The sequence below is a fragment of the Ignavibacteriota bacterium genome, assembly GCA_016707525.1.
Taxonomy (GTDB): Bacteria; Bacteroidota; Ignavibacteria; order UBA10030; family UBA6906; genus JAGDMK01.
In genome coordinates, this window is the sequence record JADJHP010000021.1 from 1 (window position 1) to 25,337 (window position 25,337).

The window sequence follows — 25,337 nt, forward strand, 5'->3', positions numbered from 1 at the left end:
GGTCTCGGTCGTGGTCCCTGCCTGCAAGCGGTGGTATGGTAGAAGTACATGCCGCTCGGAAGGCTCGCAGCATTGAAGCGGATCCTGCGATACCCGGCCTCCTTGTTCGTTGTTCACCAAAAGCTCCGCCACTTCGACGCCCAGCAAAATTAAAGATCTTCAACTGCACAGAGGCCTTTCGCGGGGAGACTGTAACGGATCGTTGTGATTTACTTTTCTGAAACGGATTCGGATAGTTCTGATCCAGCGTCACGGTCGCTCGGCGTGGTCCGGTTCTCCGCAACACTCGTCAGGGAGATACGCAATTCTCCATGTGCTGCTGAGCGGGCCCCCACCCGCTTAAGATTGCCCGCGACGCACGCGCCAGTAGTAGGTACCGGCGAGTGCCAGGCCGGAGACGCTCTTGGTCGTATCGGTCATTGAAGAATCCACGGACCGGCTTACGGTGAACAGGAATCCGTCGCGATCTCGAACCAGTACTTCGTCACACCTGCAACACCCCTGTTCCACACGGCTGTCCGTGGTGGCGGCGCTCACGCTGCCGTTCAGAGGGAGCAGCAATACCTTGGCGTTGATCACCACCGGCCCGTTCACCGTCAGCGGTTGGTCTGAATCGTGCCAGGGATTCTTGATCGCCAACAACGGTACTGCGCACCGTTGTCACCTGACCCCCGCAGGCGGGATAACGTACCGCGGACCGTCGGCACCAATGAAACGATATCCACCGGGTTCTTCTGCCACTCATACGTGATCGGTGGGGTCCCTGAGACTGCGGCGATGAACACCGCCGTGTCGCCTACCGTGATCGATGCTGACGCCGGATGGCCTTGCCACCGACATAAAGCGGGGCCACACTGCTGACCTTGAGAGATCATCGAAGGAGAACACGTCGCTTACCGAGTCATACGGCGCAAGGTAGAACATCATGCGGGCATCCGTGGCGACACCGGCAAAACTCCCGACGCGGTGAACGTCACCAGTGGTCTTTCCAGGTGGTGTCCAGATTGAAGACCTGTCCCGATACGCCGTACGATGTGAACGGTGACGCATGCTTGAATGCTCACGGAGACATCATGGCCGGACGTGCTACGCACTTAGGAAGTACAACCTGCATTGCGCACCGGCTTCGGAGCGTCACGCCGGTCTGGTGCCAATTGCACGTTGTTGCCTTTCCGTTGCGACCGCCACGCGACCGGCATGTAGTTCCGTCGGGCTTACCTGGTGCAGCGGGTGAACGTGGCGCTCCCATTCGTATAGAACGCCCACGATGCCGTTCCCTGTTCAAAACCTGCATTCGCAAGGACGGGAGAGATTGCCCCGTGGTGACCTTCTTAACTTCGCTTCGGCGCTGAAGGTGCTGTCGAGAGTGTTCTTCACGACACACTGGTACACCGACCCGCTGTCGACGAGGGTCGTTGCCGGAGTGGTGGAGACGGAGCCCCGTGGCACCATTGATCGGTGCGCCGTTCTTCTGCCATTGGAAGGAGATCGGCGGGGCACCCTGGACGCGCACGGTGAAGGTGGCAGGTCGCCCGACGCCGACCAGCTGGTCGACCGGGTTGAACAGGATCGTGGGCGCAGCAGAATCACCACGATCAGCCGCGCTGCCGCGCTGGGCGTATCGCCTCCGCCATTGCTGACGATGCAACGGAAGAGTGCGCCGCCGTCGGCCTTGCTTCACCGGTGGCGTCGTATGACGGTTCCGATGGCACCATCGATGTCGGCGCTGTTCTTCTGCCACTTGTAGGTCAACGGTGCCTGCCGGATGCCTGCACCGTGAATGTCGCGGTCGCACCCACGATCACCGTCTGGTCCGTGGGGTCCTTGTCGATCACGGCGATGTCGTCCCACTTCCTACCGCCGCGTTGCCCGGTTGCTCGTCGCAGTACCATAGTCACTGGTGACCACACACCGGAACGTGGCGCCATTGTCACCGGAGCTGGTTGCCGGGGTGGTGGAATCGAGCCGGTCGCCCCATCGATGTCGGCATCGTTCTTCTGCCACCGATACCGGAGCGGGGGCATGCGCTCGCGCCGACGGAGAATGAGGCCGTCGCGCCAAGTGCGACACTGCGGTTCGCCGGATGGCTGCTGATGCTCGGGCCAAAATTCCCCGCACTGCCGCCATACCGTACGATCAGGCCGGGACCCGGCCAGAGGATCTCGATGCCGTGATGGAGGATGTTCGACGAGAAGAACGTGATGGTATTCGTCCCCGACTGCAGATCTCCCGTCGGATACGAGCGGATGTTGAAGGAATACGCATGGTTCCCGCCATACTCACCATCCGTCCAACCGTTGAACCTGGCGATAACTGTAGTCGCCCGGCTCCTGGGCACCGTCGATGCCGTCTCCAGGTGACCATGCCGACCACTTCCGGTAGCCCGGGAGACATCGTCCGTCACGTTGTAGTGAACGTTCACCATCCAGGTCGCCGCGTGCCCATGCGCGTTCGGGCATATCCAGGGGTTCATACAATCGCACGTAACTTCCTGACCGCTGCAGGGTTAACCCCTGAGACCTCGGGCGACACATACCAGACACCATTGCCATTCCGGATCCGGGCAACGAGCTTGATGCTCCCCGGTGCCTGGTCCGGCACATACCGGGTGTCCCACACCGTCTGCCACCCGCCACCGGTCACCGTGCCAACATGGTTCTTGATGGTCGGCTCATATTCGCCGCCAAGCGGCGGTGCATAGTCATGATGATATTCCTGCCAGACCCCGTCGCCGTCCGTGTCGTATCCATCATAATACGCAAGGAAATCCACCCGGTCGGTCCCGCCGCTCACGCTCGCGGAGATCATCGGGTTCTCGCCCATCGTTCCGCCGCCGGAAGGCGACGTGATGGTTCCCGTGGAATGGGCCTTGCCATTGTCATAGTAGACGCGCAGGATGATGCTGTACCATCCGAACTGCCCCCAGCCGAAACCTACGGGCCTGTCTGCCCGGTGTTCGCCCCGAAACGTGTTCGTGCCGGAATGCAGGTCCGACAGCGGCACGGGGATGGTGAGGTCCATCTGGGAGATGTAGTAGAAGCCATCATGCCCGTCCGGAATACCGTTACTACTCGCCGAGTTCCGAATGTCGATCCAGCGTTCCCATTGAAACGGATCTTCTTCCCCGCGGTACCGACATGGCCGCCCCAGATATTGACAATTGCTTCCGCACGCACCGCACCGGAGAGATCGTCCACGCCAAGGTCCAGTGTGGGATTCGGGAGGAACGCGCCCTGCCTGGGGATACACATCGAGGTTGATGTTCGTCCGTGACGCGCCAATCGTCGCCGCTCATCGTCCGCATGAATTCTTGTACACATCACCGGGCTGCGGCGACATCAGGTCTGCGCGCAGAGCGGGCGAGAGGAAGAGCGGCAACGAGCAGGAGCAACAGGAATGCGCGCTGCACGATGCGAGGTGCAGGGGCAAATGAGCCATGAGTATCTCCATTCAATGAGAAGGATGTATATGATTAGTAGAGTCCAAAGTGCGGCCGTGCCGCTTTGAACCACGACCCGAGATCGAATTTCAAGACATACGGCGTGACGGTTTGGCCATCCGCCACCGTAAAATCCCCCTTCACCTTGAAGTCCTCATTGATGTCGGTCTTGAACACGAACGGTACCCATGCGCCGCCCGGATACTTCACCGATCCGGCGACCACCACACTGTAGCCGACAAGAGAATCGGGCAACAGCGGATCACGCGTCACATCGGACATGCGGAGTTTGTGGATATTGAACTTGAGGCCCGAATACTGACCGGGTGTGATGGTATCCACCGCGATCTGCACGGGGTGGTATCATGCAGCGCAACGATGAAGGGTCCCTTGAAGTGTGTCGTGGAATCCCTCTTCCAGCCATCATGGTCTTCCCTGTCCGCGTCGAATCTGCATTCAACGGAATCCCGGAGTTTTGCAGAATCGGGCGCTCCGAGAAAATGGATATCTTTCAGAACGATGAGCGCCTGCGTAACTTCCAGCGATTCGACCGGCGCAAGGACGCCGGTGGCTCCGCTGGTTTTCCTGAGCCGCACGGTACTCCTGATCGGCACCGCCGGAAACCATCAATTGAACGCCGCCATTTCGATCCCCCGGACCGGACGAGATTCCGGTGAGCACCCCACGATCATCACCGCCAGCACAACCGCCATCATCCGCACGAATGTCATGGCCTCGCCCTCTCCTTGCCGAACATTGCCCCGCCTCTTGCATGCTGGTCCGGGCGACATGAACCCCGTCCCGGTTCCCCGGCACAGGAGTCCGCTTCGTCCTCGCCTCCTGATGTCCATGATATCGGAATGGCCACGCCGCTGCAATCGGGAAAACGTTGTATTCCTACGCTACATCGATCGGTACCGGAGGGGTGTCACCGGCGCAGGATGCAGCGGGAATCGGTGGGGCGATCAAGGCTGGCGCGGACCGGCGTACCACTCCGTGCTGAACGGAGTCTATCCGTTCCGTGTGGCGCACTCGGGGCACTTCCTCGAAGCAACGTGGTTCTCTGAGATCCGCGCGACGTACTCCTGCACGGTCTCCCATTGCGTGTCGGCATGCTGGATGCGGCGGCACTCCGGACAGACAGAAGCGAGCCCCCGGAGTTCGGCAACCTCCGTATGGAGCGCGAGCATGCGCTCGGCGACACGAAGGCGTGCGTTCAGGGATTCGAAGTCGAAGGGCTTGGTGATGAAATCATCCGCTCCGGCATTCATCCCTTCGAGGTAACTCCCTTTCCCGCCCAGCGCCGTGAGGATGATGACATACGGTACACGGGCCTGCGATCTGCCCGGATCATGCGCGTGAACTCCGCCTGTCGATGAACGGCATCATCCAATCGGTGATGACGACATCCGGGTGTTCCGCGCGGTAGAGTTCCCATCCTTCCCGCCGTCGTTGGCCGCGATGACATGAAACTTCATCGACTGCAACTTGGTCATCAGGACAAGTTTCGAGACCGCATCGTCTTCAGCTATGAGTATCTTCATCCGGCAGGATCCCTTGCGCCTTCTCTGCGAGTTCTTCCCTGTCTATATCAAGACCCGTGCCCCTTTTCCGCACCGTGAATTCTCTCGAAATTGCGCAGCTGAGGGAAGCGCTTCCGGGAGGGGTGAACAATAGTGGCCATGAGCCCCAAAAAACAACGATGCCATAGGCAACAATCGACGTTTCACAGGTTACACCCTTCAAGACTTCCGTTGACTTTCTGCGGGATGAGCAGTATACTTTCGCATGTGTCGGGCACCCCGTGGCCGCTTCGCCGGCCGCAGCCGGTGCATGGACACTGCCTGTCGCCACATCCGCACCGTCCGCACGAGCATCCGCTTCCGCTCAGAGGCATACCGCTGCTGAAGGCACAGCGTCGATACCCGGCATGATCTGATCGTTCGCGCAGTATGTAGTTCCCGCCCCCTGGGACATCCTCTCCCCCGGGGCACTTCCACGCTCATCAACACGTCAAGACAAGGATAACATGAAAGCGGTCAATCTCTTTGACCTCGTGGTGATCTTCACCTACTTCATCATCATCATGGGGATCGGTCTGTTCTTCATGAAGGTGAACAAGGGAGGGAAGGAATATTTCACCGGTGGCAACATGATCCCGTGGTGGATGTCCGGGCTTTCGCTGTACATGGGCAACTTCAGCGCCTGGATCTTCACCGGGGCGGCAGGCTTCGCGTATTCGGCCGGGTTGTTCACCACGCTGTACTTCGCCATCTCCCCCTTCGCCTACATCATCGGCACGTCGCTCACCGCACGGCGGTGGCGCCGCACGCGATCCATTTCACCGTTGCAGTACACCTACACGAGGTACAACATCACGACCCAGCAATTCATGGGATTCGTGATCGCGACGAACTTCATCCTCTCCGCCGGTGTGCAGCTTGCCTCCACCTGTAAGCTCTTTGCGCCGGTGATCGGCATCGACATGACGCTCATCGTGCTGTTGATCGGCACCATCGTCATGATCCACAATTTCCTTGGCGGACTCTGGGGCGACATGGCGATGGATGTCGTGCAGGGCGTGATCCTGCTCGGTATCACCTTCATCGTGATGCCCATGAGCCTCGCGCTCGTTGGCGGTCCCGCCAACCTCTTCGAGCAACTGCCGCCGATCAGCTTCGACCACACCTACAACAACGTCCACTACACCGAGCACTGGTTGATCTCGATCTTCATGATCACCTCCCTGGGCTTCGCCGCGGGCGGGCACCAGAGGTTCTACTCCGTGAAGAACGAGAAACATGCACGCCGGGTGGGCTGGACCGCTGCCGCGCTCGCGCTGACGGTACCGCTGGTGTTCGGCATCCCGCCGCTCGTCGCGAAGGTGTACTGGCCCGACCTTGCGCAGGTCGATTTCTTCAAGCCGTTCATCGGCAAGAACCCGCAGGACCTGGTGTTCGTCGGCCTCGTCTTCAAGCTCCTGCCCCACGGATTGATCGGTGTGTTCATCGCGGCCATGCTTGCCGCCACCATGACCACCCTGAGCACGGTCTATAATATGGTCTCGTCGGTGATCTCGCACGACATCTACAAAGGGATCTTCCGTCCCGACCTCGACGATCAGATGCTCCTGAAGGTCGGCCGCGGCGTGGCGTTCACCCTCGGACTCATCGTGATGGGCCTCGCGATCGTGTTCGTGAACAGCACGTTCGGCATCTTCAATCTGATGCAGGCGTTCTTCACCCTGTTCAACATTCCGGTCATCGTGCCCATCGCCTTCGGTCTCATTTTCCGCCGCGTGCCGAAGTGGTCCGCTGCGGCCGCGATCACCTGGGGACTCGTTGTCGGCGCCACGACGCGGTATCTGTTGGGCTGGGACATCGGTCCGCAGGTCTACCTCGCTCTCGCCATGACGCTGGCGATCTTCGGGACCTCCCGGTGGACCGGCGTGCTGTACACGAAGAACAAGCCGGTCCTCGCAGCGATCTGCCTCGCGGTCATCGCCGGAACCGCCTCCATCTTCATGAATTTCGTCGTCGGCGAGCACGCCGCCTGGCATATGCCGCTCGCGATGGCGGCCGCGGCATTGCTGGGGATCAGCCTCTATGCGTATGCGCGGATGTTCGCGAAGGAGTCCGACGAGGACCGCCGCGTGGTCGCAGAGTTCTTCAAGAAACTCGATACGCCGATCGATGTCCCGAACGAGGTCTACGGCGCCGGCCGGAAGCAGGTGTCCACGCTCCCGCTCGTCGGGCGTACGATCATGTTCATGGGCATCCTGGTCTCCGCGGCGTTCTTCACCGGACTCACCGGCACGGAGATGATCGCCGTCGGGGTCATGGCCGGACTGCTCATCGCGTTCGGCGGCGGGATGTGGTTCTTCGGCAAACGCAGCGAGCGCAAAGAAGCGGAAGAGATCGCGGCTCTCAGCACACAGAGCTGATGCAGCAGTGCTGCTCCGTCACCGGCGTATCCCGGTGACGGAGCAGGTTCCTCCGGCGTCCCTCCCCGCCCGCCGTGCTTCTGAATGTTTTTCTGTGTACATTGGGCCGTTCATCCTGCCGTACACCCGCCGCCCCCGGCGGTTTGACCCGGCTTCCTCCTTGTTCATTATCTCGCGTGGCCATACATGGAATTCGTACCGATCCTCCGCGGACTGCTGGGCGTGCTCTTCATCACGGTGCTTGCGGTCCTCTTCTCCTCGAACCGCCGCGCGATCAACTGGAAGCTCGTGGGCATCGGCATCGTGATGCAGTTCGCGTTCGCCTTCATCGTTCTCAAGACCGATACAGGACGGTGGCTGTTCAGCGGGCTGAGTTCACTGTTCGTGACGTTCTTCACCTTCGCGTCAGATGGCGCAGCGTTCGTCTTCGGGAACCTCGCCAGAGGACCCGGCGCCGAGGGAAGTCTCGGCTTCATCTTTGCCTTCCAGGTCCTCCCCACCATCATCTTCTTTGCTTCCACGATGGCCGTGCTGTATCACTTCGGGGTGATGCAACGCGTCGTGCAGGGGATGGCATGGGTGATGCTGCGCCTCCTCCGCACCAGCGGCGCAGAGTCGCTGTGCGTCGCCGCGAACACGTTCATGGGCCAGACCGAGGCCCCGCTCGTGATCCGGCCCTACCTCGCCCGGCTCACCGAATCCGAACTGTACACGATCATGACCAGCGGCATGGCACATATCTCCGGCGGCGTGATGGCGGCCTACGTTGCGATCCTGGGAGTGGCGTACGCGGGCGCGACCGCGGGTGACGCAGGGGCATCGCAGGTCTTCTTCGCCGGACATCTCCTCGCCGCATGCATCATGGCGGCGCCCGCCACGATCGTCATCGCCAAGATCATACGTCCCGAAACAGACGATCCGGTGACGATGGGGACGGTGAAGGTCGCCATCGAAAAACAACACGCCAATGCGATCGATGCCGCGGCATCCGGCGCCGGCGACGGCCTCCGGCTTGCCCTCAACGTTGCCGGTATGCTCATCGCCTTCATCGCCATCGTGGCCCTGCTGAACGCAGTCCTCCTCTGGTTCGGCGGGATCACGGCGCTGAACGGATTCACCCAGACGCAGTTCGGACAGCCCCTCTCCATGGAGCTCATCTTCGGTCTCGTGTTCCAGTTCATCGCCTTCGCCATCGGCGTCCCGTGGCATGAAGCCATGCAGGTGGGCAGTCTGATGGGCATCAAGCTTGTCCTCAATGAGTTCGTGGCCTATTTGAAAATGGCCGATGCGATCGCCGCACACCAGATCTCCGCCCGCTCGATCGTCATCGCGACGTACGCGCTCTGCGGCTTCGCCAACATTTCCTCCATCGCCATCCAGATCGGCGGCATCGGGCCGCTGGCGGAGAACAGGCGCGGCGATATCGCGCGGCTCGGCGTCAAGGCTGTGCTGGGTGGCACCCTCGCGACGTGGATGACCGCGTCGATCGCCGGACTCTTCGTGAACTGACCCTGTCGCACAACCGGAAACGCCCCCCATGGAAACACGCGGTCAACGGTATAAGTGGTTCGTCCTCGGAGACCTGAACGGATTCTTCGGTCTCATCTTCGACAACCTGACGGTCCTCTCGTTCCTCGCAGGGATCCTCATCTTCGCGTTCAACTTCCCCGCGGACATCGTCTACACGAAGATGTTCCCGGGGACGGCCCTCGGCGTCCTCTTCGGCGATCTCGTGTACACATGGATGGCCTTCCGCCTGGCGAAGAAGACCGGCAATCAGAATGTGACCGCGATGCCGCTCGGTCTCGACACGCCGTCGACCATCGGCATCGCCCTCGTCGTGCTCGGACCGTGTTTCATCGCCATGAAAGCGAACGGCATGGACCCGCGTGAAGCGGCGATGATGACGTGGTACGTCGGCATGGCCACAATGGTCATGATCGGCATCATCAAGGTGATCTTCTCCTTCCTCGGCGGCTGGGTCCAGAAGATCGTGCCGCAGGCCGGACTGCTCGGGTCTCTCGCCGGCATCGGACTCGCCCTCATCGGGCTCATCCCCCTGATCGACATCTTCGGCATGCCGGTCGTCGGCCTGATCGCCCTCGGCCTGGTCCTGTATTCCCTGGTGGCGGAGATCAAGCTTCCGAGGAACATCCCCGGCGTGTTCGCGGCGGTGGTGGTGGGGACCACGCTGTATTACATCCTCGGTCCGCTCGGACTCGTTGGTGGCGGCACGTTCTCCGCCCCTCCACTCGAATTGCACGTCGGGTTCCCCCTCCCGACGCTCAGCTTCATCAACGGCCTCATCCCGGCCCTGACGTATCTCCCCATCGCAATCCCCTTCGGCATCCTGACGATCGTCGGCGGCATCAACGTCACCGAGAGCGCCCGCGTGGCAGGTGACGACTACAACACCCGCGACATCCTGCTGACCGAAGCCTTCGCGACGCTGATCGCCGGCATCTGCGGGGGTGTTGCCCAGTCCACGCCCTACATCGGCCAGCCCGCATACAAACGCATGGGCTCACGGGCCGGCTATACGCTCCTGACGGGCATCGTGATAGGGCTGGGCGGCATGCTCGGGGCCGTCTCGTTCGTTGTGGAATTGATCCCCCGCGCCGTGCTCGCCCCGATCCTCGTGTTCGTTGCACTCGACATCATGGTGCAGTCTTTCCAGGCCTGCCCGCCACGGCATGCTCCCGCCGTGGCCCTGGCGTTCTTCCCCACCATCGCCCGGCTGCTCGCGATCAAGTTCGGGAACCCCGAGATCGTGCCGGTACAGAACTTCCTGCGCCTCCTCTCCGCGGAGGGAAAGGCGCTCCCGGAGATGCTCGTGACCATCGCGCTCGGGAACGGGTTCATCGTTACTGCCATGCTGTGGGGCGGATTCCTCGCCGAGCTCATCGATAGAAAGATCAGAAGGTCAGTGGTGTATCTTGTTATTCTTGCGGTACTTACCTTCTTCGGCATCATCCATTCTGCATCACCCGACGGAAACATGTATCTCCCCTGGCTCCTCACCGGCATGGCGCGCCAGATACCGTATCAGTTCGCCACGGCATACCTGGTCCTGGGAGCCCTGTTCTTGTTCCTGTCCTTCAGGAAGATCGAGCCCGCAGAGCACTGAAGGGAAGCTGTTGGCTGTACGTATTAAAGAGCGAGAGCCGCCCCTCCCGGAGAACGGGACGGACGGCTCTTCGCATTTCAGAAGGGATGGATCAGGAGCGTTGTGCGGAGAATCGGCGCCATATGTAATAGACAGGGACGCCGGCCAGCACGATACCCACGCCAGGCCACGTATAGACCGGTTTCAACACCAGGAGCGCGATGCAGATGCCGGCAGCAGCCATGATATAGAGGGCCGGGAGCACGGGATATCCGAAAGCGCGGTACGGGCGCTCCGCATCGGGTCGCGAGCGGCGGAGCAGAAATATCCCGGCGACGGTCAGGATGTAGAATACCAATACCGCGAAGACCACGTAGTCCAGCAAGTCGCCGTAGGTCCCCGAGAGGCAGAGGAGACTCGCCCAGAGTGCCTGAAACCCGAGGGCCGCGGCCGGAACACTGCGCCCGTTGAGCGTGCCGGCACGTGCAAAGAACAGCCCATCCCTGGCCATGGTGTAGTACACTCTCGCACCTGCGAGGATCAAACCGTTGTTGCACCCGAACGTCGATACCATGATCAGCGCCGCCATGACGATCGTGCCTGCACCGCCGAACATCACTGTCGAGGCTGCGGTGCCCACGCGGTCGGAGACTGCGAACTGGATGCCGCGGCCGATCGCATCCCCCGCTTCGGGAGAACCGGCAAGCGGAAGCACCATAAGATAGACGGTATTCATGATGAGATAGAGGACCGTCACGATGCCCGTTCCCAGCGCCAGGCTGAGCGGGATCGTCCGCTTCGGGTCCACCACCTCCCCGGCAGTGAACGTCACATTGTTCCAGGCATCGCTCGAGAAGAGTGAGCCCACCATCGCAACGGCGATCGCCCCGAGCAGAGCAACGCCCGAGAGCGGAACCGCCCCGGAGCCGGAGAGGCCTACCGGGGTCAGCATGTCCAAAAAGTTCGCTCCCATCGCAAGGGCATTCCTTCCGATCACGGCGCCGCACACGATCAGCGCAACGAGGGCGATCGTCTTCGCCACGGTGAAGGTGTCCTGAACGAGCCGCCCGAGCTGGATGCCACGTGTGTTCATGAAGGTGAGGAGTACGACGGAGAAGACCGCAACGATCTGTGCGGCATTGATGTGAAAGGAGCCGGCATGGATCACGACGTGCGCTTCGCTGGCGGCGGGCACGAGCACCGCGGTGAATTTAGCAAAGGCCACGGCGACCGCAGCGATCGTGCCGGTCTGGATCACCATGAACAGGGTCCAGCCATAGAGGAACGCTGTCAGCGGCCCCCAGGCCTCACGCAGGTAGACATATTGTCCTCCTGCCCGGGGGAACATCCCGGCCAGCTCACCGTAGCTCAGAGCCCCTGTCAGCGTCATCATGCCGGTGAGAAGCCATACCAGCAGAAGATACCCGGGCGAACCGACGGTCCGTGCGATATCCGCGCTGACGATGAAGATCCCGGACCCGATCATCGACCCGATGACGAGGAGGGTTGCATCGATGGGGCCGAGGGCCCGTTTGAATTCGTGTGCCTGGCTGCTCATCACGCAAAGCCCCTTCGTTATTTCACGGTGAAGCCTGCGGGCACAGCGAACTTGGCTGCTGGAACCGCGACCTTCTCATCGAATTTCACTGCCCGCGTCGTCACGGTCATGTTCTCACGTTTCAATTCATGGAAGAGCGTCACACCTTGCCAGCCGGCGAACGTTGAGACGACGCTGCCGGACGTCACCTCATAGGACTGGCATTCCTTTCCGGCGATCGTCCGCGCAGGAAGTTGCTTTGCCTTCCCGGCTTGTTTGTCCTTGGCCGGCACCTCTCCCCAGTCGAACCGGTACTCGGTACCGCGCGATGCGTTACCGGACTTGAAGGCGGTCCGCTTGGCGGTCTTCACCGTATAGAGCGAGACGCCATCACTGAAGAACGACCCGGTCACCGCCCCGTTCTCCATGGTCTCCTTTGCCTCTTTCGTGCCGTAGTCATCGAACCAGACGACGTAGTGTTCGTTCATTTTGATCTTGCCCATGACGGTCTCTGTTTCGAAGGTCACGGAACCGGACTTGATGCCGTACTTGTGTGTCTGGGAGTTGCCCGAAAGCGGGCAGAGCATGAGGATGAGGACGGCTGCAGCAAGGCATGAGCGAACCATGGTGTCTCCAGGAGCGTTCGTTGATGGGTGGACAGCTGGCGGGAACAAGGTAGAGAACAGTTACGGGAATGGCAACCGCCGGCGAGGAACGCAACGGGAGCGTGCCAGGGGTGGGCACGAAATCGGCTTTCACTCCATTGAACTCGTCCCCATCGTGCAAAGCGGAGGCAAGATCGGGAGAATTTACATGAAAATGCCCAGAAAAATTCACTTGACACATTGTTCATAAGGGCGTATATTCAACGAGTCAGTTGGTTGACACAACCAACTAAGAGCACCTGGACGTTCGTGGCCACCCCTCCTGGTGGCACCCGTGTATCTACGATCCCCTACTCCCTCATATCCGGTCATCGATGCAGGCACGGCGGCAGAAACATGAAGGGATCACGCGCATCAATTCAAAGGTTGCGCGCGACATCAACCGCTCGATCATCCTGGCAACCGTCCGGCGTGGTCAGCCTATCCCCCGTTCTGAGATCGCCGAGATCACCCGCCTGAACAAGAGCACCGTTTCAAGTATCGTTGCACGTCTTATCGACGAAGAGCTTTTGATCGAATCACCCGACCGCATTGGCGCGGGGACGGTCGGACGCAAGCCGGTGAACCTGAGCCTTGCCCAGGGCAAGCACTTCATCGGCGCGATCTCTTTCGATGCACCGTGCACGCGCGTGGCGATCGTGGACATCAATGGCACTCTCCGCGCCCGCGACGAGATCTGGACCAAGGTCGTTTCTCCCGAAAGCCTGGTCGCCCAGAGTGTGGCGCGCCTGAATGCCCTGCGCGCAACCATCGGCCCGCACCGGTTCCATGGGATCGGCGCAAGCGTCGGGGGCATCGTGGACGCCGACCAGTCGCGTGTGATCTATTCCGCGAACCTTGGCTGGAGCAATGTGGACCTTTCGGCCCTGATACGGGAGCAGGCCCCGGATGTTGAGACCATCAGCGTCGAAAACGATGCCAAGGCATCGGCACTGGCTGAACTTTTATGGGGCGCACACAGAATTTCTCCGGCCAATCTGGTGTTCTTGCTTGTAGGGGTCGGGATCGGGGCCGGCATCACCATCAACGGCCGGGTGCTCAGCGGCGACACGCACGCGGCAGGTGAAGTTGGCCACATGACGGTTGTCGAAGGGGGCGAGCGGTGCTCCTGCGGCAACTCCGGATGCTGGCACCTGTATGCGTCCGAGCAGGCGCTCATCCGCTGGTTCACCGAACTCAAGAGCGCGAAGCCGGGATTCGTCCCGGCAGTTGCCCTCTCCGATGTCGTCGACGCCGCACGCGCGGGCGACGATGATGCGCTCCAGGCGCTCAAGACCTGGGCGCAGCACGTCGGGGTTGGCATCGGTGATCTGATGTGTATCCTCGACCCGTCCGCCGTCATCGTCGGCGGGCCGATCACGCAGGTGTGGGACCTTGTCGGCGAGACGGTCAACGCTTCCGCCGGCGGCCGCCGCCCGCTCGCATCCCAGCATAAGACAACGGTACTGCCTACATCGCTCCCCGACAATCCTCCACTGCTCGGGGCAGCAGCGTTGTCGATCAGAAGTGTCTTTGCAGATGTCACCATTTCCATGTGAGTCATTCACGATCATTCCTTTGTAAGGAGAATCGCATGTTCCACAGATACCAGGTGCTCGTCGGCGTCCTCGTCCTGACGCTTCTCGCATGTGCAGGCTCGGTGTTCGCACAGGGAAGCGGTACGGTCAAGGGCACGGTGAAAGACGGACAGACGGGAGAACCTCTTCCTTCCGCGAACGTCAGCGTGGTCGGGACCAGTCTCGGTGCGGTCACGGACGTCGAGGGTCGGTACATCCTGCGCGGCGTTCCCGTCGGGACGCGTACGTTGCGTGCCTCCTACCTTGGCTACAAGCCGAAGGATGTTCAGGTGCAGGTGAAGGCCAATGCCGAGGTGACGCAGGAATTCAAGATGGCGTATGAAGGCATCACGGGTGAAGGCGTCACCGTCACGGTGCAGGCCGAAGGCCAGATGCAGGCCATCAACAAGCAGCTCTCCTCGATGCCCGTCATGAACGCCGTATCGGCCGCACGCATCCAGGAGCTGCCTGATGCGAACGCCGCAGAATCCGTCAGCCGCCTTCCGGGCGTGTCGCTGGTCCGCACCGGTGGCGAGGGTTCGAAGGTCGTTATCCGCGGCCTCTCGCCGCAGTTCAACCAGATCACGGTGGACGGTGTGGAGTTGCCGAGCGACGTTGGCTCGAGCAACACGATCAGCGATGCGGGCGCGGGAAACATGGGGACCCTCGGCGACCGTGCCGCGGAGCTCAGCATGATCTCCTCCAGCATGCTGGGAGGCATCGAGGTGATCAAGGCCATCACGCCGGATATGGATGCGACCCTGATCGGTGGCGTCGTCAACTTCGGCCTCCGCAAGGCGGCCAAGGGCACGACCAGCATGTTCGCCGATGAGGCATCGTGGCTGCCGCTCATCGAATTGAGGGCATCAGGCGGGTACAACGACCTCAAGAAGACCTACAACGACTACAAGTTCGTCGGCTCCCTCGAAAAGCGATTCTTCGATCAGGCGTTCGGCGTCTTCGTCCAGGTCTCCAGCGAACGCCGTAACCTCAGCAACAACGCTCTCGGGGCAAGCTATAGCCTGACACAGAAGAACCTCGGGGATATCCCCTTCCCTGACCTTACCTCTCTGTCGCTGACGGACACGTGGCGGAAGCGCGAACGCCTCGGCGCCACGCTCGTTCTCGACTATCAGCATGAAACGGGCGAGATCGGCTTCATGAACTTCGTCAATGCCGGCGACACGCGCGAGACGAACCGCGGCATGCGTATCAATCAGGGCGGCCGCGGGTCGATCCTGTACTCCACGAGCGACAACCACAACGAAACCAACGTGATGAGCAACCTCCTCAGCCTCAAGCAGGAGATCGCCCTGTTCCATGTCGACCTGAAGCTCTCCCACAGCTATTCTGAAAGCCGCAATCCGGAAGACCTGTACTTCGATTTCTATCAGGATGGCGCCGGGCTGGACAATCTGGACCTTGCCAAAGTCCACCCGAAGGTCCTCTTCCAGTTCGCGAAGCCGAACATCAGCATCGCGCGCCTGAACAATCTGTCCACTTCCGGATCATTCCAGAAGGAGCGGGCGTTGACCGGGTCTCTCGACCTCCAGACCGAGATGCCGATCACGGATGAGATCGGCCTGAAGGTCAAGTTCGGCGGCGCGCTCCAGCGCCGCACCCGCGACTTCGACTTCAACTCCGGAAGCGGTAACCAGTACTATTCGGGCGGCGGCGCGATCCTCACGGCATTCGGCCAGGTCATGCCATCGCTCGCCGCTGCTACGGGCGGCGTGGGCGCCATGTCCAACTGGGCGCGCGGCGACTACGAGTACGGCGAGTTCCTGAGCGGCGAGTATTCGCTCCCCTATAAGATGGATCCGGACCTCATGTGGCAGCTGATGCCGGTGGCGAAGAGGACCTCGTCGCTGGAAGGCTACCAGGTCAACAAACTCGCCACCGTGATCAACGATTACGGCGGGACCGAAACGAAGAGTGCGGGCTACCTGATGACAACGGTGAACCTCGGCGAGGCCATCTCCATCCTCCCCGGCGTCCGCTATCAGAATCTTTCAACGGAATACACCGCCATGCGCGGCCGGACGATCCCCGGGCGGCATCCAGGGCGGCGACACCACCGTGGGGATCTCGCACGGCTACTGGCTCCCGATGGTGCACGTACGGTACCGTCCGTTCGAGTGGCTGCAGCTGCACTTCGCATACACGAATACGCTGAACTACCCGGACTACAGCACGATCACCCCGCGCTTCTTCGTGGGCTCGACCTCGATCAACTACAACAACTGGCGCATCAAGCCGGCGCAGTCCGAGAACTTCGACCTTGTGGCGTCGATCTACTCCAACGAGATCGGATTGCTCTCGGTGAACGGCTTCAAGAAGCGGATCGAGGACCTGATCTTCTTCTCGCAGACTTACACCAGCGACCTTTCCAAGTACCCCGATCTCCCGCAGATCACGGGGAACCAGCTGTTCGATCTCAACACCTACATCAACAACCCGGTCCCGATCGACATCTGGGGCCTCGAGACCGAATGGCAGACGCACTTCTGGTTCCTCCCCGAGCCGTTCAACGGGATCGTGTTCAACATCAACTACACGCACATCTTCTCCGAGGCCAGCTATCCCCGGAGCGAGAAGCGCGTGTTCTATGATGACGACGGCAATGCGGTCACCGTCCTGTCCGACACGACGTACCAGACGCGTATGCTGGACCAGCCGAACGACATCCTGAACATGGCACTCGGCTACGACTACATGGGCTTCTCGATGCGCCTGTCCCTGCTGTATCAGGACAACATCTTCAAGCGTCCGGATTTCTGGATGCAGAACCGTGTGAATTCGGACAAGTTCTCGCGCTGGGACCTCTCCGTGAAGCAGGAACTGCCCTGGCTGGGTATGCAGGTGTTCCTGAACATCAATAATATCACCGGCGCGGACGACATCGACATCAACCAGAAATCGAGTTTCCCTGCATCCGAACAGCGGTATGGCATGTCCATGGATGCAGGCGTGCGTATCCGACTCTAACCAGGACCCATTCACAAAGCAGGAGGTCACCGGCACCCCGCACTCCGTGGTACGCTGACAGCAGTCCATGCAATGTCGTTCCAGTGGCAGCGCAGTACATTCACAGAGGTAGATCCACCATCACAACCACCAGTAGTAAGGAGAAGTACCATGAAACACTTGTTCTCTTTCCTGGCACTCATCGCGCTCGTCGCGCTGTGTGCCATGCCGATGCACCAGGTGGCAATGGCCGCGGGCGACACCCTCGTCGTCCTCGCCACGCCTCCCGGTAACATCAACAACGTGATCAACGGTGACACGCTGACCGGCGGTCTCCGTGCGCATCCGGATCGCGTGTACAAGCTGCGCCGCGGTAACGTGTACCAGGTCACCGAGCCGATCAAGGTGAACGGTTCGATCCGCATCGTTGCGAACGACACCACCGCAGGTCTCCGTCCGCCGGTCCTCGCTCCTGGTATCCTTCTCGACAACTCGTCCGTCGATCACTTCTTCAATTTCATCGGCAAGGGCGCCACGGTCGAGATGACCAACCTGTACCTCCTGTCGGTCCGTTCCGATCAGAACTGGCTGGGCTGGAGCGACGGTATCCGCATCAACGCCGACAGCGTCAAGATCAAGCTGCGCAGCGTTGTGTTCGATGGTTGGAGCGATGCCGGTATCCGTATCGATGCACATTGGACCCGGATGGACGTGCAGGATTGCATGTTCCGTAACCACCAGCACTCCTCGTCGTGGTTTGGCGGCCAGCCCTTCATGACGGGCTCCCCGATCGCGTTGGACACGGTGAAGTTCATCAACAATAGCTTCTTCGCGAACAACTCGTATCTGTGGTCGATCCGCGGTTATGATGTGAAGTCCATCTTCGAGCACAACACGCTGGTGTACGGCACGGTGAACCCGTTCCTCACCCGCCAGGGCTCGCACCTCTTCATCAAGAACAACCTGTTCTACGCCATGCACGCCATGGGCGGAAACCCGGATCACGTGTGGGGCGGTTGGTTCCTGAACTATCCGGACACCACCTCGTCCGGTATCGTCCAGATCCGTTCGAAGATGACGTGGCAGGCAATCGAGACGACCGGACCGGAAGTGTATGTTGACTCTGCACACGGCGTGTATGCACCGATGGTCGCAGCGTCCAACCGTTCGCTCGACCTCCGCAACAACTACTGGTACCTCCCCACGACGCTGACCGGCTTCTATCAGGCCTACAACGACACGACCACCAAGTTCGACAGCCTTGACTACCAGCAGTATGGTCTTGGCCAGAAGGGCTGGATCAAACGCATCCTGGTCTCCCCGACCTGGATCAACCAGATGAGCGGCAAGGTCGTGGATAGCGTCATCGTTGCACAGGGCGGTACGGTCATCAACAGCGGTAACAACCTCAACACGGATCCTGGATTCGGTTCGACGGTCACCCCGCACATGGCCAAGCTGATCGCGTATGTGAACAAGATCTCCACGGGTACGCTGGATTCGACGTGGCACTACAAGGGCACCAGCGGCGTTCTGTATCCGCCGACCTGGCCGCTGCCGGAAAACCTCGCCTACACGAACACTGCCATGCAGACGGCAGGTTCGGATGGTTTCCCGATCGGTGACCTGAACTGGTTCCCGGCAAAGAAGGCCCAGTGGCTGCTGACGGATGTCCGTCCGGTCGACAACATTGTTCCGGATGCATTCACGCTGGATCAGAACTACCCGAATCCGTTCAACCCGACGACCCAGATCACGTTCTCGCTGAAGAGCAACGAGCAGGTGTCGCTGGTGGTCTACAACATGCTGGGCCAGCAGGTCCGCACGTTGGTCAATGGTCAGGAAATGGCCGCGGGTTCCTATTCCGCGACGTGGAATGGCCTCGACGATCGCGGCTTCCAGATGGCAAGCGGTGCGTATGTGTACCGCCTCCAGACGAAGTCGTTCTCGATGACCCGCACCATGATGCTGCTGAAGTAACACCGACCCGGCCGTTCCAACGGCCCGTCGTACAAAGGACGCCCCGCGAGATGCGGGGCGTCCTTTTGTGTCCACACGGGGTCTACTAAATGCAGGGGCGGTGCATGGCTATGAACAATGCAGGGGCGGTGCATGCCGCCACCTGCCACCGATGTCCAGTCCGCCCCGACGCCGTTCGACCACGGGGCGGGCATGGCCACGAACAGTGTGGGCGGGCCACGGGCGGGCATGGCGGCAGACGCGTTGCTGCCGGTCGGCAGGCCACAAAGTGTACGGGCGGTGCATGGCTATGAACAGTGTAGGGGCGGTGCATGCACCGCCCACAAGATACACCGATGTCCATGTCGACAGACCACCGATGCCGTTGTCTGCCACGGTCCCCCGGCCACGGCCGCAATGGACCCACCGACGTCATCGTATCCCACGGTCCCTGGGGCATAGCCACAAACAGTGTAGGGGCGGTGCATGCACCGCCCCTACACAAGATACACCGATGTCCATGTCGACAGACCACCGACGCCGTGTCGCCACGGTCCCGGGGGCACGCGGGCTGGCTACAACAGTGTAGGGGCGGTGCATGCACCCCTACAAGATACCGATGTCCATGTCACAGACCCGGTCAACCGCCCACCGACGCCGTCGTCTTGTACGCCCCTACTTCCGCACGACGAACTCCCCACTCCCCGCCGACCAGTCCAACCCGAAGAACCCGGTCATCAGGATCCCATCGTTCCCCTTCGTCAACACTTCCGGCGTGAACACCGTGACATCAGGAAGCCCTAAACCGGGCTCCAGATAGCGGACAATATGCGTGAGGCGCATCCCTTCCAGACCGGTACCCGAAACCGCGCCGACGGAAGCGATGGCACTGCCAGCACGCGGACGGACAAAGATCGCACAAATGTCGTCGTCCTTCACTGTCCGGCCCGGCATCTCCACCCGCCCCCGGTCCACCTGTACCGGAGAATCCGCAAGGAGCGACTTCCACAGCTTGTTCGTGCGGCGGTTGCCGTACAGGATCACGTTCCGGTCGGGCTCTTTCGACGGATCATACCCGGTATCCGCGAAGACGTCCACGGCTCCGTTCCCCTGATACCACAACTTCTCCGCATCGTACCGGGCACGCTCGTACGCCCAGGCATTCTCCTCGTCATTCCCACCGGTACCGTACACCAGCACCACCCGGTTGCGGAATGCTTCCTTGAATGTCCCATACCGTCCTGCACCCTTTGCGGACGGCGACGCTGCGGCCACCTGACCCCAGTTCCCCGCAACCTTTGCGAACCAGAACCGATCCGCCGACGGATCCACATCCTTCACCGCGATCTTCTGGCCATCCAGATCAACCATCGGCGTTCCCCGGAGGTCCAGCAGGTCGCGATCGAGGCCCAATCGCTGCACGTTCTCCGTCGTGCCCCGCACCTGATTGGCAGCCGGAATGCTCGCGATCTTCACCGTGCTCAGCTCCAGCTGCCGCTCCTGCGCTTCGATCGTCAGCCAGTTGTCGCGCGCCGAGATCCCCGGATTGGCGGTCATGAAATTGATCGTGCGCACACGGTCCTTGCCCGGACGGGTGTGCCGCGCGAAGAAGTCGAACAACGGACGCCAGTCGACGCAATCCGCACCGGGATCCTCGGAATTGTCCCACCAGTGCCCGGCTCCCGGCTCTTCATGATACTCGAAGTCGTGATGGAACGTCTTCAACCGTTCCATCATGAGATACGATTGCTGCGGCGGTACGTTGTCATCCTTGTCGCCGTGGATGATGTACACGCCAAGGTGGGCATAGTTCGTGGCGATCGACGGCAGGTCGCTCGGCTTCGCGGACCGCAACAGCATGCGCTGCACGGGGCTGGAGTCGGGCGTGGAGCCGGCAAAACGGTACGACTGGAACGTGATCCACCCGGCACTGGGCCCGATCGCCGCGAACTTGTCCGGATACGTCGCGCTCATGAACCATGTGCCATGGCCACCCATCGAATGCCCCGTCAGGTACACACGATCGGGATCGGTGCCATAGTTCTTCTCTGCGATGGCCTTCACTTCGAGGGCATCCAGCCGCCCCCAGTCCTCCCACGAGAATCCGTACGGCCTGCGGTTCGTGGGTGCGATGTGCACACCCCATGATTTCGGGGCATACGAACGGGCCTGGTTGATCGCCTCGACTCCCGCTCCGTGCAGGGACAGGAACAGGGCGGGTTTTCCGGCGATCGCGTTCTTCGCCTGCGGCATCACCGCGTAGTATTGCACACTGCCGTCGGTGGTACTGATGAAGGTCTCCTGCCGCGCTTCATAGGGATCCACCGCGCGGATCGTGATGCTCACCGTGTCCATCACGTTCGCCGATGCGCCACGCCCCGCGAGAAGCCGGAGCGCCAGGGAACGATCCCCCTTCGCATCCGCGGTCACGCGCACCCGGAACGGCACCTTGCGCACGCCCATGGCGGGCACATCAGGGACGGCGGTCGTATCGGTCGCCCCACCGGCCACGCTGCTCACCAGCCGGGCACCGCTCACCGTCTTGCCTGTCGCATTCACGAGAACGATCGCCCCCGGGGCATCCAGCGGTTGCCCGACAACTGCATCAGGGATCGTGAGGTCGTTCGCGTTGAAGGCGACCGGACGCGACGGCGGGTAGAGCTTGATCTTCAACCCACCACGCGTGAACCTGAACAGCAACAGGTTCTTCCCCTTCACGAGGTCGACCGGCACGCGGGAATAATCATCGTGCGGCTCCCACGCCTCACGCTGATCCTTCTGCTGATACTGGTTGCCGACCCGGGGTGTGCCATTCACATACACGTAATCATGGCCCATACCTTCCAGGATCATGCGGGCGGGCTCCGTACGCTCCAGGGTCACGGCAATGAAGCGTTCCGTACCGTACGAGCCTTTGAACCATCCTCTGGCATCCGGTTGCTCACGCGCCCAACGGGCCTCCCCTCCATCGGGGAACTTCACCACTTCGCCGTCCGCGGGGGCCGACGAACGTCCTTTCACGAACCATCCGTCCAACGGTGTCGCCATCACCACGCTGGTCGCCATCCGTCGCGGCAGCGTCAGGCCCATCGCCTCGCGGACCACCAGCGTATCTGCGGCATGCATCGACGGCAAACCGCCGGCGAGCACGAATGCCGCTCCGCCAAGCGCCAGGCGCCTGAGGGACCGGCCAAGAGTGTGTTCAGTCATTGGTGTTCCTTTCATTGTCCAACCACGGGGATCGGTCCCTCCATCGCCGCGTCGATGAGCTCCTGCACCGTTGCCGTCGCGAGCCCCACGACCGTGTCCGCGGCACCATAGTATACCTTCACTTCGCTGTCGGGCAGGGCATACCCGTCGGCGTCAAAGTGCTCCACGATCATCCCGCTCGGGAAGACCACGTTCGGGACCTGACCGGCAAGTTCCCAGATCTCGCGCGGCTCGAGGATGTTGCACCGGCAGCGGCCCAACACCTTCGCCGGATCCGCCAGGTCCAGCAGGATCACCCCTGCCTGATAGATGTTGGCGCTTCCGAAATGCGTCGCAACACCATGGTAGATGTGCAGCCATCCCCGGCGTGTCTTCACCGGCGGCGGGCCGGAGCCGATGAGTTCGTCCCAGTAGTGGAATCGTCCGCTGATCAGCGGCGCGATCCGCGTCCATGCGATCATGTCGGATGAGGACGAGAGCCAGATCGTGTTGCCGGTGCGCACACCGCCTTCCACTTCCGACTTGTTGGGGCGGTCCATGCGCATGTACTTCCCGCCGATCGTCTCGGGGAACAGCACGCCATTCCTCGTATCGTCCTGCGTGGTGATGCCGAGGAACGTGAACGACCGGAAGTCCTTCGTGCTGGCAAGGCCCAGATGGCACGCACCTTCCATATCCATCGCGAACATCGCGTAGACCGTATCACCGAATGCCGTCAGCCGGCCGTCGTACACATGATACACGCGCTGGCCGACCTTCTCCATCCCCTTCAGATCGACGACCGTGTCGTGGACCTTGAACCGGATCCCATCCGGGCTTTCGGCGACGATGAAGCCGGTCTCGCGTGAACGGCTCTGGACGCGCAGGAGCAGATAGTACTTGCCCTTAAACTTGATCGCTCCGGGGTTGAAGACCGAGGAGACGTCGGTGTACTCCGGCGGTATGGCGGGGACGTCCGCCCGCGTGACGACCGGGTTGTGTGGTGATCGTTTCATGGGATGAGCTTCACTCCGTCATTCGTTGGGATCGCGTTTCACAAAGCCGTCGTCCTGGTGATTCCGCACCGCCGTCGCCAGGCGTTTCAACATATCCTTCAGGTCGCGGGTGCCGCCGATGGTGAACCAGATGATGATCCCCACCGATGCGACGGTGTTGATCATGATGAACCATTTCCAGAAGGTCATCCAGGTGGAATCCGCCACTTCGGTCGTCAGGTTCGTCCAGGTGCCGACCAGGAAGATCGCCGCCCAAATGAAGGTCCAGGCGTACGCAGCAATGTAGATGATCTTGTCGCCGCGCGTGAATTCCTTCCCCATGCCCAGCATCTTGAGTCCGCGCGAAGGGGCCTCGCCAACGACCTGTGCTTCTTCCACCGCATAGACGCCCTTGTGGAGCATCTTGTCCATGTTGAAATCCTTCTTCCCGCTCAGCAGCGAGACGAGGATGTACACCACCGACGAGGTGAGCATCGCCAGGCCCCAGAACTCCTGGCCGTTGATGAAGAAGTCGGGGTTGATCTGCTTGGTGATGATACCACCCACGGCGATGACTGAACCGGTGATCAGTGCGCTCCATGCCGCCCCGGTGGTCCCCTTCTTCCAGTACAGGCCGCCAATGATCACCGCGCCCGAGCCGCCCGTGAAGATGGCGCCGGTGATGGCGAAGAACAGGAAGATATACTCGCTCTGCTGGAAGACGAGACTGAAGAAGAAGATGAAGATGCACACGCCGATGATCGACCAGCGGAGGATGCGCAGGTGCTGGGTCGGCTCAAAGGGCTTGTTCCGGAACGGCATCACGACGTCCTGAATGAAGATGCTCCCCCACGAGTGCAGATACGCATCGTGGGTCCCGATGGTCGCCATGAGCATCACGGCGGTCAACGCACCCATCATGCCGATCGGCAGGATCGACGCGAGGACCACCGGAACGGTCAGCTGGGTCCTGATGGCATTCGAATCGACCCCCTGGAGAAGCCCAGTCACCTGGGCGGCCGTGGCGGTCCAGTCCGGATGATGCATGATCGTATACGCGATCACGGGGATGAAATACAACATGAGCCACTTAGGGATGTCGCGGTAGTTCCCCAGCACCTCGCCCATCTTTGCCTCATGGGCGCTCTTGGCCGAGGAGTTATATCCCTGCGTACCCTGCCACGACATCTTTCCGTAGATCACGCCCGCCATGCCGATCAGGAAGTACCAGAAATTGAAGTCCTTGGTCTGGCTTGTGTGGAACGGGTTGATCAGCGATGCATCGGCGGGGGCCATGGTCACGGCGGTGAAGATCTGGTCCCATCCGATGATCACCAGGAAGTAGATCACGAGGACCAGGAACAACGTGTTCGCAAAGATCCCCTGGATGAATTCGGTGATCAGCACGGCCACCTGTCCGCCTGCGAACACGAAGAACAACGCGATGCTCAGGAAGACCAGCATCACGACCGGGAACGTCGCGATGTCCAGCCCGAGCAGCATGAACGAATGTGGGAGCCCGCAGAAATAAATGAAGAACCGGGCCCCGACCGACGGGAACAGGCCGAAGTTCACGAGTCCGGAGGCGAAGGCCAGCATGCCTGCGAAGATGCGGAAGCGCCGGCTGTACCTGATCTCGAAGAATTGCGCCACCGTCAGCGCGCGGGTCTGGCGGAAGCGGTAGATGACCCAGCCGGACACCGTGATGCCGAGCAGGACCACGCCCATGCTGAATTCCCACCAGCGCAGGCTGAACCCGGACACGTAGTACATCTCCCACATGCCGACGATGGTGATGGAGCCGAGCATGGAGATGCCCTGCGATACGGTGATCAGATAGCGTCCGGCCGACCGGCCCGCCGACAGGAAGTCGGCCACGCTTCGCATGTAGCGGCGGCTGCCACCCACGACGGCGATGAGGAAGATCATCGATCCTACAACGATCGCCCAATCAAGGAGGGTCATGTGCGCTCTTTCGTTT

Annotated in this window: 20 protein-coding genes; 7 read left to right on the forward strand and 13 right to left on the reverse strand. The window is 61.1% G+C overall.

The features are described 5' to 3' along the window. Window positions 1-339 precede the first annotated feature (339 nt). The 8 genes from IPI01_20750 to IPI01_20785 form a co-directional block, all read right to left on the reverse strand. Complete coding sequence (locus tag IPI01_20750; protein ID MBK7260186.1) at window positions 340-639, reverse strand: hypothetical protein; 300 nt, start codon at window positions 637-639, stop codon at window positions 340-342. A gap of 421 nt (window positions 640-1,060) precedes the next feature. After that, the gene (locus tag IPI01_20755) at window positions 1,061-1,681 is read right to left on the reverse strand and encodes a hypothetical protein (GenBank protein ID MBK7260187.1); all 621 of its coding nucleotides are present in this window, start codon (window positions 1,679-1,681) and stop codon (window positions 1,061-1,063) included. 67 nt (window positions 1,682-1,748) lie between these two features. Then, complete coding sequence (locus tag IPI01_20760) at window positions 1,749-1,892, reverse strand: hypothetical protein (protein ID MBK7260188.1); 144 nt, start codon at window positions 1,890-1,892, stop codon at window positions 1,749-1,751. Between the two features lie 38 nt (window positions 1,893-1,930). Further along, window positions 1,931-2,473, reverse strand: a complete 543-nt coding sequence (locus tag IPI01_20765) for a hypothetical protein (protein ID MBK7260189.1) — start codon at window positions 2,471-2,473, stop codon at window positions 1,931-1,933. Continuing rightward, window positions 2,470-3,021: a hypothetical protein gene (locus IPI01_20770; GenBank protein MBK7260190.1), complete on the reverse strand. Its 552-nt coding sequence runs from the start codon at window positions 3,019-3,021 to the stop codon at window positions 2,470-2,472. The genes IPI01_20765 and IPI01_20770 overlap by 4 nt, the downstream gene beginning before the upstream one ends. Before the next feature lie 451 nt (window positions 3,022-3,472). Beyond that, entirely contained in the window at window positions 3,473-3,793 is a 321-nt protein-coding gene (locus IPI01_20775) for a hypothetical protein (protein ID MBK7260191.1), read from the reverse strand. A gap of 656 nt (window positions 3,794-4,449) precedes the next feature. Beyond that, window positions 4,450-4,710 (reverse strand): hypothetical protein, encoded by a 261-nt coding sequence (locus tag IPI01_20780; protein ID MBK7260192.1) that lies wholly within the window; start codon window positions 4,708-4,710, stop codon window positions 4,450-4,452. Between the two features lie 114 nt (window positions 4,711-4,824). Continuing rightward, window positions 4,825-4,983 carry a hypothetical protein gene (locus IPI01_20785; GenBank protein MBK7260193.1) on the reverse strand — a complete coding sequence of 53 codons (159 nt, stop codon included), beginning with the start codon at window positions 4,981-4,983 and terminating at the stop codon, window positions 4,825-4,827. Window positions 4,984-5,468: 485 nt separating this feature from the next. Here IPI01_20785 and IPI01_20790 point away from each other — a divergent pair, with 485 nt between their 5' ends. The 3 genes from IPI01_20790 to IPI01_20800 all read left to right on the forward strand — a co-directional run bounded on the left by IPI01_20790 (window position 5,469) and on the right by IPI01_20800 (window position 10,509). Beyond that, on the forward strand, window positions 5,469-7,382 hold the full coding sequence (locus IPI01_20790; protein ID MBK7260194.1) for a hypothetical protein: 1,914 nt from the start codon (window positions 5,469-5,471) through the stop codon (window positions 7,380-7,382). Between the two features lie 186 nt (window positions 7,383-7,568). Continuing rightward, on the forward strand, window positions 7,569-8,891 hold the full coding sequence (locus tag IPI01_20795; GenBank protein MBK7260195.1) for a NupC/NupG family nucleoside CNT transporter: 1,323 nt from the start codon (window positions 7,569-7,571) through the stop codon (window positions 8,889-8,891). Window positions 8,892-8,919: 28 nt separating this feature from the next. Beyond that, window positions 8,920-10,509 (forward strand): hypothetical protein, encoded by a 1,590-nt coding sequence (locus IPI01_20800; GenBank protein ID MBK7260196.1) that lies wholly within the window; start codon window positions 8,920-8,922, stop codon window positions 10,507-10,509. Window positions 10,510-10,600: 91 nt separating this feature from the next. On the opposite strand, the gene IPI01_20805 is transcribed toward IPI01_20800, so the two are convergent. Next, window positions 10,601-12,046, reverse strand: a complete 1,446-nt coding sequence (locus IPI01_20805; GenBank protein ID MBK7260197.1) for an amino acid permease — start codon at window positions 12,044-12,046, stop codon at window positions 10,601-10,603. A 17-nt stretch (window positions 12,047-12,063) separates the two neighbouring features. Beyond that, window positions 12,064-12,651, reverse strand: a complete 588-nt coding sequence (locus IPI01_20810) for a hypothetical protein (GenBank protein ID MBK7260198.1) — start codon at window positions 12,649-12,651, stop codon at window positions 12,064-12,066. Between the two features lie 353 nt (window positions 12,652-13,004). Between IPI01_20810 and IPI01_20815 the strand changes: the two genes are divergently transcribed. From IPI01_20815 to IPI01_20830, 4 genes are all read left to right on the forward strand, one after another. Continuing rightward, window positions 13,005-14,228, forward strand: a complete 1,224-nt coding sequence (locus tag IPI01_20815) for an ROK family transcriptional regulator (protein MBK7260199.1) — start codon at window positions 13,005-13,007, stop codon at window positions 14,226-14,228. A 35-nt stretch (window positions 14,229-14,263) separates the two neighbouring features. After that, on the forward strand, window positions 14,264-16,858 hold the full coding sequence (locus tag IPI01_20820; GenBank protein ID MBK7260200.1) for a carboxypeptidase-like regulatory domain-containing protein: 2,595 nt from the start codon (window positions 14,264-14,266) through the stop codon (window positions 16,856-16,858). After that, window positions 16,848-17,234 carry a hypothetical protein gene (locus IPI01_20825; protein MBK7260201.1) on the forward strand — a complete coding sequence of 129 codons (387 nt, stop codon included), beginning with the start codon at window positions 16,848-16,850 and terminating at the stop codon, window positions 17,232-17,234. The genes IPI01_20820 and IPI01_20825 overlap by 11 nt, the downstream gene beginning before the upstream one ends. 150 nt (window positions 17,235-17,384) lie before the next feature. Further along, window positions 17,385-19,193, forward strand: a complete 1,809-nt coding sequence (locus IPI01_20830; protein ID MBK7260202.1) for a T9SS type A sorting domain-containing protein — start codon at window positions 17,385-17,387, stop codon at window positions 19,191-19,193. A gap of 654 nt (window positions 19,194-19,847) precedes the next feature. On the opposite strand, the gene IPI01_20835 is transcribed toward IPI01_20830, so the two are convergent. The 3 genes from IPI01_20835 to IPI01_20845 are packed head-to-tail and all read right to left on the reverse strand — an operon-like array spanning window position 19,848 to window position 25,321. Beyond that, a complete protein-coding gene (locus IPI01_20835; GenBank protein MBK7260203.1) occupies window positions 19,848-22,382 on the reverse strand; it encodes a prolyl oligopeptidase family serine peptidase in 2,535 nt (844 codons plus the stop codon). An 11-nt stretch (window positions 22,383-22,393) separates the two neighbouring features. Continuing rightward, window positions 22,394-23,377, reverse strand: coding sequence for a glycoside hydrolase family 130 protein (locus tag IPI01_20840; protein MBK7260204.1), 984 nt, complete (start codon window positions 23,375-23,377; stop codon window positions 22,394-22,396). An 18-nt stretch (window positions 23,378-23,395) separates the two neighbouring features. Beyond that, on the reverse strand, window positions 23,396-25,321 hold the full coding sequence (locus IPI01_20845; protein ID MBK7260205.1) for a sodium:solute symporter: 1,926 nt from the start codon (window positions 25,319-25,321) through the stop codon (window positions 23,396-23,398). Window positions 25,322-25,337: the final 16 nt, after the last annotated feature.

Excerpts from the sequence above, each read along its gene's own strand:
- IPI01_20830 (MBK7260202.1), top strand. The coding sequence starts at position 17,385 with ATGAAACACTTGTTCTCTTTCCTGGCACTCATCGCGCTCGTCGCGCTG.
- IPI01_20760 (MBK7260188.1), bottom strand. The coding sequence starts at position 1,892 with ATGGTACTGCGACGAGCAACCGGGCAACGCGGCGGTAGGAAGTGGGAC.
- IPI01_20790 (MBK7260194.1), top strand. The coding sequence starts at position 5,469 with ATGAAAGCGGTCAATCTCTTTGACCTCGTGGTGATCTTCACCTACTTC.
- IPI01_20820 (MBK7260200.1), top strand. The coding sequence starts at position 14,264 with ATGTTCCACAGATACCAGGTGCTCGTCGGCGTCCTCGTCCTGACGCTT.
- IPI01_20795 (MBK7260195.1), top strand. The coding sequence starts at position 7,569 with ATGGAATTCGTACCGATCCTCCGCGGACTGCTGGGCGTGCTCTTCATC.
- IPI01_20835 (MBK7260203.1), bottom strand. The coding sequence starts at position 22,382 with ATGACTGAACACACTCTTGGCCGGTCCCTCAGGCGCCTGGCGCTTGGC.
- IPI01_20800 (MBK7260196.1), top strand. The coding sequence starts at position 8,920 with ATGGAAACACGCGGTCAACGGTATAAGTGGTTCGTCCTCGGAGACCTG.
- IPI01_20840 (MBK7260204.1), bottom strand. The coding sequence starts at position 23,377 with ATGAAACGATCACCACACAACCCGGTCGTCACGCGGGCGGACGTCCCC.
- IPI01_20780 (MBK7260192.1), bottom strand. The coding sequence starts at position 4,710 with ATGAATGCCGGAGCGGATGATTTCATCACCAAGCCCTTCGACTTCGAA.
- IPI01_20810 (MBK7260198.1), bottom strand. The coding sequence starts at position 12,651 with ATGGTTCGCTCATGCCTTGCTGCAGCCGTCCTCATCCTCATGCTCTGC.
- IPI01_20770 (MBK7260190.1), bottom strand. The coding sequence starts at position 3,021 with ATGGACCTCACCATCCCCGTGCCGCTGTCGGACCTGCATTCCGGCACG.
- IPI01_20785 (MBK7260193.1), bottom strand. The coding sequence starts at position 4,983 with ATGAAGATACTCATAGCTGAAGACGATGCGGTCTCGAAACTTGTCCTG.
- IPI01_20815 (MBK7260199.1), top strand. The coding sequence starts at position 13,005 with ATGCAGGCACGGCGGCAGAAACATGAAGGGATCACGCGCATCAATTCA.
- IPI01_20845 (MBK7260205.1), bottom strand. The coding sequence starts at position 25,321 with ATGACCCTCCTTGATTGGGCGATCGTTGTAGGATCGATGATCTTCCTC.
- IPI01_20805 (MBK7260197.1), bottom strand. The coding sequence starts at position 12,046 with ATGAGCAGCCAGGCACACGAATTCAAACGGGCCCTCGGCCCCATCGAT.
- IPI01_20765 (MBK7260189.1), bottom strand. The coding sequence starts at position 2,473 with ATGAACCCCTGGATATGCCCGAACGCGCATGGGCACGCGGCGACCTGG.